The following is a 15,562-nucleotide window of genomic DNA, read 5'->3' as shown; positions in this document are numbered from 1 at the left end:
GCTCAGTACGACTTGGGCAGGCCCAGACTCTGGTGGGAGACGTAGTTGAGGATCATCTCCCGGCTCACCGGCGCGATACGGGCCACCCGCGCGGCCGTGATCAGCGAGGCGAGCCCGTACTCGCGGGTGAGGCCGTTGCCGCCGAGGGTGTGCACGGCCTGGTCGACGGCCTTCACGCATGCCTCGCCGGCCGCGTACTTGGCCATGTTGGCGGCCTCGCCCGCGCCGATGTCGTCGCCCGCGTCGTAGAGCCGGGCCGCCTTCTGCATCATCAGCCGGGCCAGCTCCAGGTCGATGTGCGCCTGCGCCAGGGGGTGCGCGATCGCCTGGTGCGCGCCGATGGGCGTCTTCCAGACGGTGCGGTCCCGGGCGTACTCGATGGCCCGGCCGAGCGCGTAGCGGCCCATCCCGATGGCGAACGCGGCCGTCATGACGCGCTCCGGGTTGAGCCCGGCGAACAGCTGGAGCAGGCCCGCGTCCTCGTCGCCGACGAGCGCGTCGGCGGGCAGCCGCACATCGTCCAGGACCAGCTCGAACTGCTTCTCCGCGGCCTTGAGTTCCATGTCGATCGGGTGCTTCCGGAAGCCGGGTGCGTCGGTCGGCACGATGAACAGGCAGGGCTTGAGGCGGCCGGTGCGGGCGTCCTCGGTGCGGCCGACGATCAGTACCGCGTCGGCCATGTCCACGCCGGAGATGAACACCTTTCGGCCGGTGAGCAGCCAGTCCGCGCCGTCGCGGCGGGCGGTGGTGGTGATGCGGTGGCTGTTGGAACCGGCGTCGGGTTCGGTGATGCCGAAGGCCATCAGCTTCGTGCCGTCGGCGAGGCCGGGCAGCCAGTCGCGCTTCTGCGCCTCGGTGCCGAAGCGGGCGATCACGGTGCCGCAGATGGCGGGGGACACGACGAGCATGAGCAGGGGGGAGCCGGCGGCACCCAACTCCTCCAGGACGATGGAGAGTTCGGTGATACCGCCGCCGCCACCGCCGTACGCCTCCGGCAGGTTGACGCCGAGATAGCCCAGCTTCCCGGCCTCCGACCAGAGTTCGGTGAGGGGTTTGCCCTCGGCGAGGGTGCGGGTGAGGTAGTCGCGGCCGTAACGGTTGCCGAGGGCGGATACGGCCGACCGCAGGGCCGTGTGTTCTTCGGATTCGATGTGGGTGGTCATGCGAGTCCTCCGGGTGCGGCTTCGATGTGGTTGATCGCGCGGTTCCCGCGGCCCTCAGGCCGGCTGCACCACCGCCAGCAGCAGACCGGGCTCCACCTGCTGTCCCGGCTCGGCGTGCAGAGAGGTCAGGGTGCCCGCGGTCGGGGCCGAGATCTGGTGCTGCATCTTCATCGCCTCCAGCCAGATCAGGGGCTGGCCGGCGGTGACCGTCGCGCCCTCCGTCAGGCCCTCGGCGACACGTACGACCGTGCCGGGCATCGGCGCCACCAGGGAGCCCGGGGCGAGCTGGGCGGTGGGATCGGGAAAGCGGGGCAGCGCGAGAAGCCGCTCGGTGTTCACGTACACCTCGTCGCCGTACCGCGCCACCGCGAACGTCCGTCGTACGCCGTCCGCTTCGAGTACGACCGTGCCCGCGTCGGCGCGGACGATCCGTACCCCGTCCGCCGCCAGGCCCGCGCGGGTGTGCCGGTAGCGGACCTCGGTCTCCTCCCCCGCCGCCGCGTACCGCTTGACCTGGTCCTGGGACGGCACGTTGCGCCAGCCGCCGAAGCGGGAGCGGCCGTGGGCGTCGGCGAGGGCGGCGGCCAGCGGGGCGAGCGGGTCGGGGGCGGGCGCGGTGAGGGCGGCCAAGTGGCGGTCGTAGAAGCCGGTGTCCATCCGGCCGGAGGTGAACTCCTCGTGGCGCAGGGAGCGGACGAGCAGGTCGCGGTTGGTGACGGGGCCGTGCAGCACCGCCGACTCCAGGGCGCCCGCGAGCCGCCGGACCGCCTCCGCCCGGGTCGGGGCGTGGGCGACGAGCTTGGCGAGCATCGGGTCGTAGTGGACGCCGATGGGATCGCCGTCGCCGTAGCCGGTGTCCAGGCGGACCCCGGGCGGTACGGCGAGCCGGTGCAGGGTGCCGGTCTGCGGGGCCCAGTCGCGGGCCGGGTCCTCGGCGTAGAGGCGGACCTCGATCGCGTGGCCGCGCGGGCCCGGCGGGTCCTGCTCCAGGGCGTGGCCCTCGGCGATCCGGAGCTGCTCGGCGACCAGGTCGAGCCCGAACACCGCCTCCGTCACCGGGTGTTCGACCTGGAGCCGGGTGTTCATCTCCAGGAAGTGCGCGCGGCCGTCGGCGACCAGGAACTCGACGGTGCCCGCGCCGACGTAGGAGACGGCGCGCGCGGCCCGCACCGCCAGCGTCCGCAGCTCCCGCGCCAGGCGCTCGGGCAGGCCGGGTGCCGGGGCCTCCTCGATCACCTTCTGGTGACGGCGCTGGAGGGAGCAGTCGCGGGTGCCCAGCGGCCAGACGGTGCCGTGGGTGTCGGCGAGGATCTGCACCTCGATGTGGCGGCCGTTCTCCAGGTACGGCTCGACGAACACCTCGCCGTCCCCGAAGGCGCTCGCCGCTTCCGCGCGCGCCCCTTCCAGGGCGTCCCGGAGCTCGTCCAGGCGGCGCACGATCCGCATTCCGCGCCCCCCGCCGCCGGCCGCCGCCTTCACCAGGACCGGCAGGTCCCCCTGGGTGACCTCCCCCAGGGGTTCGAGGCCCATCAGCCGCTTGGCGCGCGTCTTGGAGGCCATGGCCTCGATGGCCTCGGGGGGCGGCCCGATCCAGGTCAGACCGGCGTCCAGGACCGCGCGGGCGAAGTCCGGATTCTCGGAGAGGAAGCCGTAACCGGGGTGCACGGCGTCCGCGCCGGTCGCGAGGGCGGCCTTCACGACCAGGTCGCCGCGCAGATAGGTGTCGGCGGGCGCCGCGCCCGGCAGCCGTACCGCCGCGTCCGCCCGGCGCGTGTGCAGGGCGCGCTCATCGGCGTCCGAGTACACGGCGACCGTACGGATGCCGAGGTCGGCGCAGGTGCGGAAGATACGGCAGGCGATCTCGCCGCGGTTGGCGACCAGCAGTGTCTGGATCATGGGCCTCACATCCGGAAGACGCCGAAGCCGCCGCGCGCGCCCTCGTAGGGGGCGGTGTGGATCGCGGAGAGGCACAGGCCGAGGACGGTACGGGTGTCGCGCGGGTCGATGACGCCGTCGTCGTACAGCCGCCCCGACAGGAACATCGGCAGCGACTCGGACTCGATCTGCTGCTCCACCATGGCGCGCAGGGCGGCGTCCGCGTCCTCGTCGTACGGCCGGCCCTTCGCCGCCGCCGACTGCCGGGCGACGATCGACAGCACCCCCGCGAGCTGCTGGGGGCCCATGACGGCGGACTTGGCGCTGGGCCAGGCGAACAGGAAGCGGGGGTCGTAGGCCCGGCCGCACATGCCGTAGTGCCCGGCGCCGTAGGAGGCGCCCATGAGGACGGAGAGGTGCGGGACCCGGGAGTTGGACACCGCGTTGATCATCATCGCGCCGTGCTTGATGATCCCGCCCTGCTCGTACTCCTTGCCGACCATGTAGCCGGTGGTGTTGTGCAGGAAGAGCAGCGGGATGTCGCGCTGGTTGGCGAGCTGGATGAACTGGGCGGCCTTCTGCGACTCCGCGCTGAACAGCACCCCTTGGGCGTTGGCGAGGATGCCGACGGGGTAGCCGTGCAGCGCCGCCCAGCCGGTCACCAGGCTGGTGCCGTACAGCGGCTTGAACTCGTCGAAGTCGGAGCCGTCCACGATCCGGGCGACGACCTCGCGCGGATCGAAGGGGATCTTCAGGTCCCCGGGGACGATGCCCAGCAGTTCCTCCGGGTCGTACTCGGGCGGCTCGGCCGGGCCCGGATCGGCGCCCGCCTTGCGGTGGTTGAGCCGCGCGACCACCCGGCGCGCCTGGCGCAGGGCGTCCCGCTCGTCCACGGCGAAGTAGTCGGCGAGCCCGGAGACGCGGGCGTGCATCTCGGCGCCGCCCAGGGACTCGTCGTCGCTCTCCTCGCCGGTGGCCATCTTCACCAGCGGCGGGCCGCCGAGGAACACCTTGGCCCGTTCCTTGACCATGATCACGTGGTCGGACATGCCGGGGACGTAGGCGCCGCCCGCCGTGGAGTTGCCGAAGACGACGGCCACGGTCGGGATTCCGGCGGCCGAAAGCCGGGTGAGATCACGGAAGATGGCGCCGCCGGGGATGAAGATCTCTTTCTGCGAGGGCAGATCGGCGCCGCCCGACTCCACCAGGCTGATGCAGGGCAGCCGGTTGGCGAGCGCGATGTCGTTGGCGCGCAGGGCCTTCCTCAGGCTCCAGGGATTGCTGGCGCCGCCGCGCACGGTCGGGTCGTTGGCGGTGATCAGGCACTCCACGCCCTCGACCACGCCGATGCCGGTGACGAGCGAGGCGCCGACGGCGTACTCGCTGCCCCAGGCGGCGAGCGGGGACAGCTCCAGGAACGGGGTGTCCGGGTCGAGGAGCAGCTCGATACGCTCCCGGGCGAGCAACTTGCCACGCTCGCGGTGCCGTTGGACGTACTTCTCGCCGCCGCCCGCGAGCGCCTTGGTGTGTTCGCCGTCCAGTGCGGCGAGTTTGCCGAGCATGGCCTCGCGACGGGCCGTGTAGTCGGGGTGGTGGGTGTCCAGGGCCGTGTCGAGGACGGTCACAGGAGGGCCTCCGGGATGTCCAGGTGGCGGGAGCGCAGCCATTCGCCGAGGGCCTTGGCCTGCGGGTCGAAGCGGTGCCGGGAGGCGACGCCGGCGCCGAGGATGCCGGTGACGACGAAGTTCAGGGCGCGCAGCCCGGGGAGCGGGTGACGGGTGACGGGCAGGTCGCGGCTCTCGGGGAGCAGCTCCCGGAAGCGGTCCACGGTCAGCTCGTGCGCGAGCCACCGCCACGCCTCGTCGGTGCGGGCCCACACCCCCACGTTGGCGTTCCCGCCCTTGTCCCCGCTGCGGGCGCCGGCGACGAGGCCGAGGGGGGCGCGGCGGGTGGCACCGGGCGGGAGCGGGTCGGGCAGGTCCGGGGAGGGGGCCTCCTCCAGGGGCCGCGTCCGCGGCGGCGGGGGGACCCGTACGGGCCGCCCGTCGGGGAGGACGGCCGTGTGGGGCACCTCCCCCTGGGGCACGTACGCGTCCTCGAAGATCCCGTAGGGGTCGCCCTTGCCGGGCGGGGCGAGCACATGGAATCCGGGGTAACTGGCGAGCGCCAGCTCGATGGCCGCTCCGCTGAGCGCCCGCCCCACGACCCGCTGGTCCGGATCCCGTACGACGAGACGCAGCAGGGCGCTCGCGGTCTCCTCGGTGCCGGCGTCGGGGCGGTCGGTGCGGACGAGTTCCCAGCGGACGTCGGCCGGCGGCGACGTCGCGATCTCCGCCGCCAGCTGGTCCTGGACGAGTTCCGCCTTGGCCTCGATGTCGAGCCCGGTGAGCACGAAGACGACCTCGTTGCGAAAGCCCCCGAGCCGGTTGAGCCCGGCCTTGAGCGTCGGCGGGGGCGCCTCCCCGCGCACCCCCTCGACGCGCACCCGGTCGGGTCCGTCCTGGCTGAGCCGGACGCTGTCGAGCCGGGCGGTGACATCGGGTCCGGCGTACCGGGCGCCCCCGGTCTCGTACAGCAGCTGCGCGGTGACCGTGCCGATGTCCACGAACCCGCCGGTGCCGGGGTGCTTGGTGATGACGCTGCTGCCGTCGGCGTGGATCTCGGCGAGCGGGAAGCCGGGCCGCCGTACGTCGCCCTCCCGGAAGAAGGCGTAGTTCCCGCCGGTGGCCTGCGTCCCGCACTCCAGCACGTGCCCGGCGACGACGGCCCCGGCCAGCTTGTCGAACTCCCCCGGCTCCCAGCCGAAATGGGCCGCGGCGGGCCCGGTGACGAGGGCCGCGTCGGTCACCCGCCCGGTGACCACGATGTCCGCGCCCGCCCGCAGGCACTCGGCGATGCCGAACCCGCCGAGGTAGGCGTGGGCGGCGAGGGTGCCGGGGTGGGCGGCGGTCAGGTCGTCGCCCTCGACGTGCGCGACGCGCAGGGGTATGCCCAGCCGGTCGGCCAACTCGCGTGTCTTTGCCGCTAGTCCGGCGGGGTTGAGCCCGCCCGCGTTGGTGACGATCCGCACCCCGCGCTCCTGGATCAGGCCGAGGCACTCCTCCAGCTGGCGCAGGAAGGTGCGGGCGTATCCGGCGCCGGGGTCCTTCAGCCGGTCGCGGGCGAGGATCAGCATGGTGAGTTCGGCGAGGTAGTCGCCGGTGAGGACGTCGAGTTCGCCGCCGGTGAGCATCTCGCGCAGGGCGTCGGCGCGGTCGCCGTAGAAGCCGGAGAAGTTGCCTATCCGCAGCGGGTTCACCGGCCGGTTCCCGCCGCCGGGCCGGTCGTCCCGTCCGTCGGCTCCTGCGGCAGCCTCGCCTTCCGGCCGCTTCCCGGTGGGCCCGCGAACGCCTGGGCGATGTCCAGCCAGCGGTCCGCGTCGGGGCCCACGGCGGTCAGGGCGAGGTCGTCGCGGTGGGCGCGCTGGGTGACGAGGAGGCAGAAGTCGAGGGCCGGTCCGGTGACGCGCTGCGGGGCGTCGTCGGGACCGTACCCCCACACGGCGCCGCTGGGCGCGGTGAGCCGGACGCGGAACTCCTCGGCGGGCGGGGTGAGTCCGTGCACCGTGTACGCGAAGTCCCGGGTGCGCACGCCGAGTCGGACGATGTGGGCGAGGCGGCCGGTGGGGGCGCGGGTGACACCGAGCGCGTCGGCGATGTCCAGGCCGTGGGCCCAGGTCTCCATGAGACGGGCGGTGGCCATGGAGGCGATAGCCATCTGCGGCCCGAACCAGGGGAAACGGGCGCCGGGTTCGGCCGCGCGCAGGGCCGCGTCGAGGGCGTCGCGGCCGGACCGCCAGCGCGCGAGGAGCTCCGCGGGCGGCAGCCCGGCGTCCTCCTCCGCGCCCTCGTCCACGAAGGAATCGCCCTGGGCGAGGGCCTTCTCGACCAGCGCGCGGAACCCGTCCGCGTCGGTGACGGCGGCCAGCGCCGCGCGGTCGGTCCAGGCGAGATGGGCGATCTGGTGGGCGAGGGTCCAGCCGGGCGCCGGGGTGGCGAGCGCCCACCGCTCGGGCGTCAACCGGGCGACGAGCCGGTCCAGTTCTTCGCTCTCGGCACGCAGATCGTCGATGACGGGCGTCGGGTCGGCCATGAGGGGAGCATGGCAGCGGGGGTGGAAACAATCAAGCGTGCTTGCATGATTTATTCGGCCGACGTTGGGATTGGGTTCCGGGGGGGGCCAGTGGGGTCGGTGGGACTGGCGGGGCCGCCTGGATCGGTGGGACCGAGTGGTGCCACTGGACCGGCGGCTCCGGTGGGGTTGGTGTGGTTGGTGGAGTTGGTGGGGCCGGTGGGGCCGGTGGGGCCGACCGGACTGGAGGGACCGACTGGGCTGGCAGGTCCGACCGGACCGGTGAGGCCGACTGGATCGGTGGGGGCCCGTGGGGCCCGTGGGGCCCGTGGGGCCGGCAGGTCCGGCCCGACCGGCAGGTCCGACTGGACCAGTGGGGCCGGTGGGGTCGGTGGGGCCGGTGCGGGCTCTTTTCCGGGGTGGGCCCGGGTTCATCCCAGGAGTGAGCCGAGGGTCTTCGTGAAGGAGTCGGCCGAGTGGTCGGCGTGCTCGCGGATCCGCTCGGCCACGGCGGCCGCTCCTCCGCCCTCCACGAGACGGACGATCCGCTCGGCCCGCCGCTCGTGCCCCTCGGGGCTGTTGTCGACGGTGGGCAGGTAGAAGTCGGCCGCGTCGTACGCCATGTGCAGGACGTGCTTCTTCACATCGCTGAGCGTCAGGTAGTCGCGGTCGGTCGTCGGCACCGGCTCGGGCGCGCCGACGCAGACCACCGGGGTGCCGGCGCCCCAGGCGTTGACGCACAGGTGGTAGGTGTCGGTGATGACGAGGCGGTAGCGGGGCAGGACGCCGAGCAGGTCGCCGACGGTGGGATCACCGGGGCGGGTGGGAAGGTGCCCGGCCTGCCGCGGGACGTCCCCGTCGAACCAGGGGATCCACTCCAGGGGCGCGTCCAGCCGCTCCGCGAGCCCCTGGCAGAACCCGGGGAGCCAGTCGGGGATCTTCGTACGGGCACCGAGGAACACCCCGATCGCGCCGCCCTCCGGGAGGTCCTGGGACCACGGCGTGACCGGCAGACAGTCCAGGTCGCCGGGGCGGTTGAGCAGGGCCGCGTCGGAGCCGAAGTGGTCGGTCGCACGGTCCCCGCGCAGATGCCCCAGCTTGGCCGCCGACAGCGGATCACGCAGCCAGATCCGGTGGCTGCGCGTCATCAGCCGCGTGAACAGGGGGCCGTACTCCTTGTCCTCGTGGTCCGACTGCGTGTTGTGCAGGATCGTGCCGCCGTAGCTGAGGGTGCGGTCGAGCAGTTCGTCCGGCTGGTCGGCGAGCAGCAGCGTCCGGTTGAGCAGGGCGCGGGCGGCGGCCCGGTCCTTCACCAGCCCGTAGTCGAGGAGCCGGTTGGAGGCGTCCTGGACGAGGTAGTGCCGGGCGTGCAGGAAGTCGCCCCAGAAGACGACCGCGTCGTGCTCGCGCAGGGTGTCGACCTCGTCGATCAACGAACGGAACCGGAAGGGGAGTTCCGCGCCGCGCACACCCTCCCGCAACCCCCGCAGCGGCACGGTCTGCGGCAGATGCAGCGTGTACCAGCTCGCCTCGACCGCGTCCCCCATCCGCCGCCGCATCGCCTCGAAGGCCAGGTCGACGGTCAGCATCCCGGTGTTGCGGTAGCCGATGTTGGGCGCGGTGATGACGGCGACACGTGCCATGCGTTCCTGTTCCCCTGCCTGTTGCCGGCGCCCCCGAGGACGCCGTGGACCCCTTTCCGCCAACGTACACATCGCCCCCGCCCCCGGCCCGGTCCACCCCTGCCCATTCGGCCAACCCGCCACGGGAAAGCCCGGGCGCCGCACGCCTGCGTGACCCCTAGGCGTCCAGGACCGGTGTCCTGGAGCGGCCCACCTGGGTGCGTACCGCGCCGATGCTCGCCGCGACGACCAGGGCGATCGCGGCGATCTCCGGGGCGGAGAGGGACTGGCCGAGGATGAGGAAGCCGGCGGTGGCGGCGAGGGCCGGGTCCAGGCTCATCAGGATGGCGAAGGTCGCGGCGGGCAGGTTGCGCAGGGCCAGGAGTTCGAGGGTGTAGGGCAGGACCGAGGAGAGCACGGCCACCGCCGAGCCGAGGCCGAGGGTGGTCGGATCGAGGAGGCGGTCGCCGGAGGAGGCGATGCCGAGCGGCAGGACGAGCAGCGCCGCGACCGTCATGGCCATCGCCAGCCCGTCCGCCTGCGGGAAGCGCCGTCCGGTACGCGCGCTGAAGACTATGTACGCCGCCCACATCACGCCCGCGCCCAGCGCGAAGGCCACCCCCGCGGGGTCCACCCCGCTGAAGCCCCCGCCGCCGAGCAGGAACACTCCGCCCAGGGCGAGCGCCGCCCACACCACGTTGACCAGACGGCGGGAGGTCACGACCGAGAGGGCGAGCGGGCCGAGCACTTCGAGGGTGACGGCGGGGCCGAGCGGGATACGGGCCACGGCCTCGTAGAACAGGCTGTTCATACCGCCCACCGCGAAACCGAAGGCGATCACCGTGCCCCAGTCGGCGCGCGAGTGGCCGCGCAGCCGGGGGCGGCAGAACAGCAGCAGCACCACGGCCGCCGCGACGAGCCGGAGCGTCACCACGCCCAGCGCGCCCGCCCTCGGCATCAGCGTCACCGCGAGCGCCCCGCCGAACTGCACCGACACCCCGCCGGCCAGCACCAGCCCCACCGGGCCGAGCGCGCCGAGACGGCCCGGAGTACCCGGGGAACCGGGCGTCGTCACGGACGACCCGGAAGTGGCGCGGGGGGTGTTGACGGTACTCACGGCGGTCCCGGTGCTCGGCTCAGATCATGTACAGCTCCCTGTACTACCCGGTCCAGGGTAGTAGACCCCGTCAGGAGTGTGAACCTCTTATGCCACTGTCCTGGATGCTGAGATACGCCCCTCTCGCATGACGGGCACCCGGCCCGCCGGCCCCCTCAGCGGCGCGCCATATACATGTCGAACGCCTTGTGCAGCAGGCGGTTCAGCGGGAAGTCCCACTCGCCCACGTACTCCGCCGCCCCGCCGCCCGCGCCCACCTTGAAGCGGAGCAGACCGAGGAGGTGGTTGGACTCCTCCAGGGTGTCGGTGATGCCCCGGAAGTCGTAGACCTCGGCGCCCAGCTCATGGGCGTCGCACATCATCCGCCACTGCATCGCGTTGTTGGGCTGCACCTCCCGCTTGCGGCTCGTGGAGGCGCCGTAGGAGTACCAGACATGGCCGCCGACGATCAGCATCGTGGCCGCGGCGAGCACCTCGCCGTCGTGCTGTGCGAGGTACAGCCGCATCCGGTCCGGGTCCTCGGCGGTGAGCGCCGTCCACATCCGCTGGAAGTACGACAGCGGGCGCGGGATGAAACGGTCCCGCTCCGCCGTCTCCGCGTGCAGCTCGTAGAACGCCGGCAGGTCCTCCTGGTCCCCCCGTACGACCTTCACCCCCGCCTTCTCGGCCTTCTTGATGTTGCGCCGCCACTGCTGGTTGAGCCCGCGCTGGATGTCCTCCAGGGACCGTCCGGCGTACGGCACCTGGCAGACGTACCGGGGCTGCCCCGCGGCGAAGCCGTCCTCGCCGCCGGGCTCGGTCTGCCGCCAGCCCATCCGGCGCAGCCGCTCGACGAGGGCGAGCGCCCCCGGCTCCTCGGAGGTCGGCGGCGCGTCCCGCAGCCGGTGCGCGTCCGGGTCGGCGATGGCGGCCTTGACCGCCTCGGGGCTCCACCGCCGCACCACCACGGGCGGCCCCATCTTCACCGAGAAGGCGCCGAGCCCCTTGAGATGGGCCAGCATCGGGTCCAGCCAGCGCTCCAGGCCGGACGCGTCCCAGTCGATGACCGGGCCCTCGGGCAGATACGCCAGATACCGCTTGACCTTGGGCAACGGCCGCAGCAGCACCAGGCCCACCCCGACGAGCCGCCCGTCCGCCTCGAACCACCCCAGGCTCTCCGCCCGCCAGTCCGGCTTCACGTCCCCCCAGGACGGCAGCTGGAGATGGCTGGCCGAGGGGCGGCCCGCCACGAAGGCGAGGTGTTCGGCGCGGGTGACCGGACGGACGGTGAGGCTCATACGCGTTGCTCCTTCACGGCTCGCTGATCACCTCAGCCTAGGGAAACGACCGTCCGCCGGCGGCCCGCCGTCCCCCTCTCCCGCGCCCGTGTCCCGGTCCGGCGCGCCCGTGTCCCGGTCCAGCGCCTCGGCCAGCACCTCCGCCAGGTGCCGCCCCTTCACCCCGCCCAGTTGCTCCAGCTGGGTGCGGCAGGAGTAGCCGTCGGCCAGGACCACGGTGTCCGGGGCCGCCTCCCGTATGGAGGGCAGCAGCCGCTCCTCCGCGCAGGCCCGGGAGACCTCGAAGTGGCCCTTCTCGAAGCCGAAGTTGCCGGCCAGGCCACAGCAGCCGCCGGAAAGTTCCCCGGTGAGGCCGGCCGACTCGCGCAGCCGGCGGTCCGGGTCGTCGCCGAGCACCGCGTGCTGATGGCAGTGGGTCTGGCCCGCGACGGGGCGGTCCACGGCGGGCGGGGTCCAGTGCGGGGCGTGCCGCTCCAGGGTCTCGGCGAAGGTGCGGACGGCGGCGGCGAGCCGGGCCGCGCGCGGGTCGTCGTGCAGGAGTTCCGGGAGATCGGTGCGCAGGGCGGCCGCGCAGCTCGGTTCCAGCACGACGACCGGGGCGCCCGCGCGCAGCACCGGCTCCAGCAGATCGAGCGTGCGGCGCAGCACCGTACGGGCCCGGTCCAGCTGGCCGGTGGAGACGTAGGTCAGCCCGCAGCAGACCCGGGCGTGGCGGGCCGGGAGGAGGGAGGGGGCCGGGGCGGCGTCGCCGGGCCGCGCGAGGGGGCTCCGACGGGGCAGCCGGGCCGGAGGGAGGGTCACCCGCAGCCCGGCGGCCTCCAGGACGCGGACGGCCGCCCGGCCGACCGAGGGGGACAGGTGTTCGGTGAAGGTGTCCGGCCAGAGGACGACCAGGTCCCCTGCGCCCGGGGCCGGCGCGGGCTTCCGGCGCCGCCACCAGCCGGTGAAGGTTCTCGGGGCGAGCCGGGGCAGCCGCCGCTCGGGCGCGATCCCGCCGAGGCGCTTCGCGGCGGCCGCCAGGGGCGGGACGGCGGCGAGCGCGTTCAGCAGGGGAGCCGTGCGGGTGCGGGCGATCCCGCGCAGCCACTCCGGCAGGCGGCCCATGCTGTGGTGGGCGGCGGGGCGGCGGCGGTCCGCGTAGTGGTGGTGCAGGAACTCGGCCTTGTAGGTGGCCATGTCGACGCCGACCGGGCAGTCCGTGCGGCAGCCCTTGCAGGCGAGGCAGAGATCGAGGGCGTCGCGGACCTCGGTGGAGCGCCAGCCGTCGGTGATCAGCTCCCCCGCCAGCATCTCGTGCAGCAGCCGGGCCCGGCCCCGGGTGGAGTGCTCCTCCTCGCCGGTGGCCCGGAACGACGGGCACATCACAGCGGGTCCCGCCGCCGTGGTCGTACGGCACTTGGCCACGCCGACGCAGCGGCGGACGGCCGCACGGAAGTCGCCGCCGTCGGCCGGGTAGCCGAAGGCCACGTCCACGGCCCCGGCCGGGAGCACGGAGAAGCGGAGGTTGCCGTCGAGCGGGGCGGGGCGGACCAGCATGCCGGGGTTGAGCAGGTCGTCCGGGTCCCACAGGGCCTTGGCGCGCTCGAACAGGCGCACCGTCTCGGCGCCGTACATCCGGGGCAGCAGTTCCGCGCGGGCCTGGCCGTCGCCGTGCTCCCCGGACAGCGAGCCGCCGTGGGCCACCACCAGGCCGGCCAGTTCCTCCGAGAAGCGCCGGAAGCGGCCGATGCCGTCCCGGGTGAGCAGGTCGAAGTCGATGCGGACGTGGATACAGCCGTCGCCGAAGTGGCCGTACGGGGTGCCGCGCAGGGCGTGCGAGGAGAGCAGGGCGCGGAAGTCGCGCAGATAGGCGCCGAGCCGGGCGGGGGGCACCGCGCAGTCCTCCCAGCCGGGCCATGCCTTGGAGCCGTCCGGCATCCGCGTCGCCGTGCCGCTCGCGTCCTCGCGGATGCGCCACAGGGTGAGCTGGGCGGCGGGCTCGGTCACCACGAGGGCGTCCACGACATCGGCGGCCCGGACGATCTCCTCCGCGCGCGCACGGGCCTCCGCCGGCGACTCCCCGCCGGTCTCCACGAACAGCCAGGCGCCGCCCTCGGGCAGTCCCGCCCCCGGGGGCACCAGGTCGGCGGCCATGCCCTCCACCGTCAGCGGGCGGTGCGGCAGGAGGCCGGCGGCGGCCTCGGCGGCGGCGCTCTCGTCGCCGTACCCCAGCACCGCGAGAGCGCGGGCGGGCGGGGCCTCGACCAGGCGGACGACCGCCTCGGTGAGGATGCCGAGGGTGCCCTCGGAGCCGCAGAAGGAGCGGGCCACGTCGGCGCCCTTCTCCGGCAGCAGCGCGTCCAGTGCGTACCCGGAGATGCGGCGGGGCAGGTCCGGGAAGCCGGTGCGCAGCCGGGCCAGCTCGCCCTCCGCCAGCTCCCGCAGCCCCTCGGGCGCGCCGGCCCACCCCGGCCCGAGCCGCAGCCGCTCACCGCGCGCGGTGAGCACGTCCAGCCCCGCGATGTTGTCGGCGGTCGTCCCCCAGGCCACCGAGTGGGAGCCGCAGGAGTTGTTGCCGACCATCCCGCCGAGGGTGCAGCGGCCGTGCGTGGACGGATCGGGGCCGAAGCGCAGGCCGTGCGGGGCGGCGGCGCGCTGGAGGCTGTCGAGGACCAGGCCGGGCTGTACGACGGCCGTGCGCGTGCCGGGGTCCAGCTCCACCAGACGGTTCATGTGGCGCGTGAAATCCAGTACGACCCCTGTTCCCGTGGCCTGCCCGGCGATGGACGTCCCCCCGCCGCGGGCGACCACCGGCACCCCGCGGGCTCGGCACACCTCCAGCGCCGCCGCCACGTCCTCGGCGTCCCGGGGGGCGACCACTCCGGCGGGGACGCGCCGGTAGTTGGAGGCGTCCATGGTCATGAGCGCGCGGGCGGTGGCGTCGAAGCGGACCTCGCCGCGGAGGCGGGCGCGCAGCTCTGCTTCGAGGGCCGAGAGGGCCGGGGCATCCGGGAGACCTGGGCCGCCCGGGAGACCCGAGGCGGCCGAAGGCCCGGGGAGATCCGTCCGATCCGTGTGATCCGTCATGCGTTCAGGATGCATCCGATCACCGACCGTCACCGAAAGTTATCCACAGCACCACCTTGATCCTCATACAAACCCACCCGTGATCGTCGTACGACATGACAAGTCCGCGCCCTGGCGTCCTTGTCTCATCCGACGGACACGGTTCCGTCCCGTTTCGCCCACCCGATACCCTCCGAGTCGTGGCCGACATCCAGATTCCCGCTGACATCAAGCCCGCCGACGGACGTTTCGGCGCGGGCCCCTCCAAGGTGCGGACCGAGGCGCTCGACGCGCTCGCCGCCACCGGAAGCTCCCTGCTCGGTACCTCCCACCGCCAGGCGCCCGTCAAGAACCTGGTCGGTAAGGTCCGCGAGGGGATCTCCGAGCTGTTCTCCCTCCCGAGGGCTACGAGGTCGTCCTCGGCAACGGCGGCTCCACCGCCTTCTGGGACATCGCCACCCACGGACTGATCGAGAACAAGTCCCAGCACCTCAACTTCGGCGAGTTCTCCTCCAAGTTCGCCAAGGCCGCCAAGCTGGCGCCGTGGCTGGCCGAGCCGACGGTGATCGCATCCGACCCGGGCACCCACCCGGAGACGCGGGCCGAGGCGGGCGTCGATGTGTACGCCCTCACCCACAACGAGACGTCCACCGGTGTCGCCATGCCCATCCAGCGGGTGGCCGGCGCCGACGAGGGTTCCCTCGTCGTGGTGGACGCGACCTCCGGCGCGGGCGGCCTGCCGGTCGACATCGCCGAGACCGACGTCTACTACTTCGCCCCGCAGAAGTCCTTCGCCTCCGACGGCGGCCTGTGGATCGGCGTCTTCTCCCCCGCCGCGATCGAGCGCGCGGAGCGGATCCACGCGTCCGGCCGGCACATCCCGGAGTTCTTCTCGCTGCCCACGGCGATCGACAACTCCCGCAAGAACCAGACGTACAACACCCCGGCGCTCGCCACGCTCTTCCTGCTCAACCAGCAGCTGGAGTGGCTCAACGGCCAGGGCGGCCTGGACTTCGCGGTCCGCCGCACCGCCACCTCGGCGCGCACGCTGTACAACTGGGCCGAGGACGTCAAGTTCGCCAGCCCCTTCGTCACCGACCCGGCGAAGCGGTCCGCGGTCATCGGCACCATCGACTTCTCCGACGACATCGACGCCGCCGCCATCGCCAAGGTCCTGCGCGCCAACGGCATCGTGGACACCGAGCCCTACCGCAAGCTCGGCCGCAACCAGCTGCGTGTCGCCATGTTCCCGGCGATCGACCCGGCCGACGTCGAGGCGCTGACCAAGTGCATCGACTACGTCATCGAGAAGCTCTGACCTCTCGGGTACGACGGTGAGGGGCGCCCGGCGAT

9 protein-coding genes and 1 pseudogene are annotated in these 15,562 nt (G+C 73.4%); 1 reads left to right on the top strand and 9 read right to left on the bottom strand.

The genetic code is table 11. The features are described 5' to 3' along the window. Positions 1 to 2: 2 nt before the first annotated feature. The 9 genes from GHR20_RS20455 to GHR20_RS20415 all read right to left on the bottom strand — a co-directional run bounded on the left by GHR20_RS20455 (position 3) and on the right by GHR20_RS20415 (position 14,065). Positions 3 to 1,163, bottom strand: a complete 1,161-nt coding sequence (locus GHR20_RS20455; RefSeq protein ID WP_153814005.1) for an acyl-CoA dehydrogenase family protein — start codon at positions 1,161 to 1,163, stop codon at positions 3 to 5. A gap of 54 nt (positions 1,164 to 1,217) precedes the next feature. Next, a complete protein-coding gene (locus tag GHR20_RS20450; protein WP_153814004.1) occupies positions 1,218 to 3,059 on the bottom strand; it encodes a biotin carboxylase N-terminal domain-containing protein in 1,842 nt (613 codons plus the stop codon). A gap of 5 nt (positions 3,060 to 3,064) precedes the next feature. Continuing rightward, positions 3,065 to 4,663, bottom strand: coding sequence for a carboxyl transferase domain-containing protein (locus tag GHR20_RS20445; protein WP_153814003.1), 1,599 nt, complete (start codon positions 4,661 to 4,663; stop codon positions 3,065 to 3,067). Beyond that, on the bottom strand, positions 4,660 to 6,336 hold the full coding sequence (locus GHR20_RS20440) for an acyclic terpene utilization AtuA family protein (protein WP_153814002.1): 1,677 nt from the start codon (positions 6,334 to 6,336) through the stop codon (positions 4,660 to 4,662). Before GHR20_RS20440 ends, GHR20_RS20445 begins: the two co-directional genes overlap by 4 nt. Further along, positions 6,333 to 7,169, bottom strand: coding sequence for a TIGR03084 family metal-binding protein (locus GHR20_RS20435; RefSeq protein ID WP_153814001.1), 837 nt, complete (start codon positions 7,167 to 7,169; stop codon positions 6,333 to 6,335). The genes GHR20_RS20440 and GHR20_RS20435 overlap by 4 nt, the downstream gene beginning before the upstream one ends. Positions 7,170 to 7,579: 410 nt before the next feature. Next, positions 7,580 to 8,791: a hypothetical protein gene (locus GHR20_RS20430; RefSeq protein ID WP_153814000.1), complete on the bottom strand. Its 1,212-nt coding sequence runs from the start codon at positions 8,789 to 8,791 to the stop codon at positions 7,580 to 7,582. A 157-nt stretch (positions 8,792 to 8,948) separates the two neighbouring features. Further along, on the bottom strand, positions 8,949 to 9,845 hold the full coding sequence (locus tag GHR20_RS20425; protein ID WP_243878378.1) for an EamA family transporter: 897 nt from the start codon (positions 9,843 to 9,845) through the stop codon (positions 8,949 to 8,951). A gap of 197 nt (positions 9,846 to 10,042) precedes the next feature. After that, on the bottom strand, positions 10,043 to 11,164 hold the full coding sequence (locus GHR20_RS20420) for a peptidoglycan bridge formation glycyltransferase FemA/FemB family protein (protein WP_153813998.1): 1,122 nt from the start codon (positions 11,162 to 11,164) through the stop codon (positions 10,043 to 10,045). A 27-nt stretch (positions 11,165 to 11,191) separates the two neighbouring features. Continuing rightward, entirely contained in the window at positions 11,192 to 14,065 is a 2,874-nt protein-coding gene (locus tag GHR20_RS20415) for an FAD-binding and (Fe-S)-binding domain-containing protein (RefSeq protein WP_243878377.1), read from the bottom strand. Between the two features lie 344 nt (positions 14,066 to 14,409). Between GHR20_RS20415 and serC the strand changes: the two are divergent. Next, positions 14,410 to 15,527: pseudogene (gene serC, locus GHR20_RS20410) on the top strand (phosphoserine transaminase). The last annotated feature ends 35 nt before the right edge of the window (positions 15,528 to 15,562 follow it).

Origin of the sequence: Streptomyces sp. SUK 48 (genome assembly GCF_009650765.1) — a bacterium.
GTDB lineage: Bacteria > Actinomycetota > Actinomycetes > Streptomycetales > Streptomycetaceae > Streptomyces.
This window is presented reverse-complemented; position numbering and strand designations above follow the sequence as displayed.

Bases quoted from the DNA above. Each gene is read 5' to 3' on its own strand.
- GHR20_RS20455 (WP_153814005.1), bottom strand. From the start codon at position 1,163: ATGACCACCCACATCGAATCCGAAGAACACACGGCCCTGCGGTCGGCC.
- GHR20_RS20450 (WP_153814004.1), bottom strand. From the start codon at position 3,059: ATGATCCAGACACTGCTGGTCGCCAACCGCGGCGAGATCGCCTGCCGT.
- GHR20_RS20435 (WP_153814001.1), bottom strand. From the start codon at position 7,169: ATGGCCGACCCGACGCCCGTCATCGACGATCTGCGTGCCGAGAGCGAA.
- GHR20_RS20430 (WP_153814000.1), bottom strand. From the start codon at position 8,791: ATGGCACGTGTCGCCGTCATCACCGCGCCCAACATCGGCTACCGCAAC.
- GHR20_RS20420 (WP_153813998.1), bottom strand. From the start codon at position 11,164: ATGAGCCTCACCGTCCGTCCGGTCACCCGCGCCGAACACCTCGCCTTC.
- GHR20_RS20415 (WP_243878377.1), bottom strand. From the start codon at position 14,065: ATGACCATGGACGCCTCCAACTACCGGCGCGTCCCCGCCGGAGTGGTC.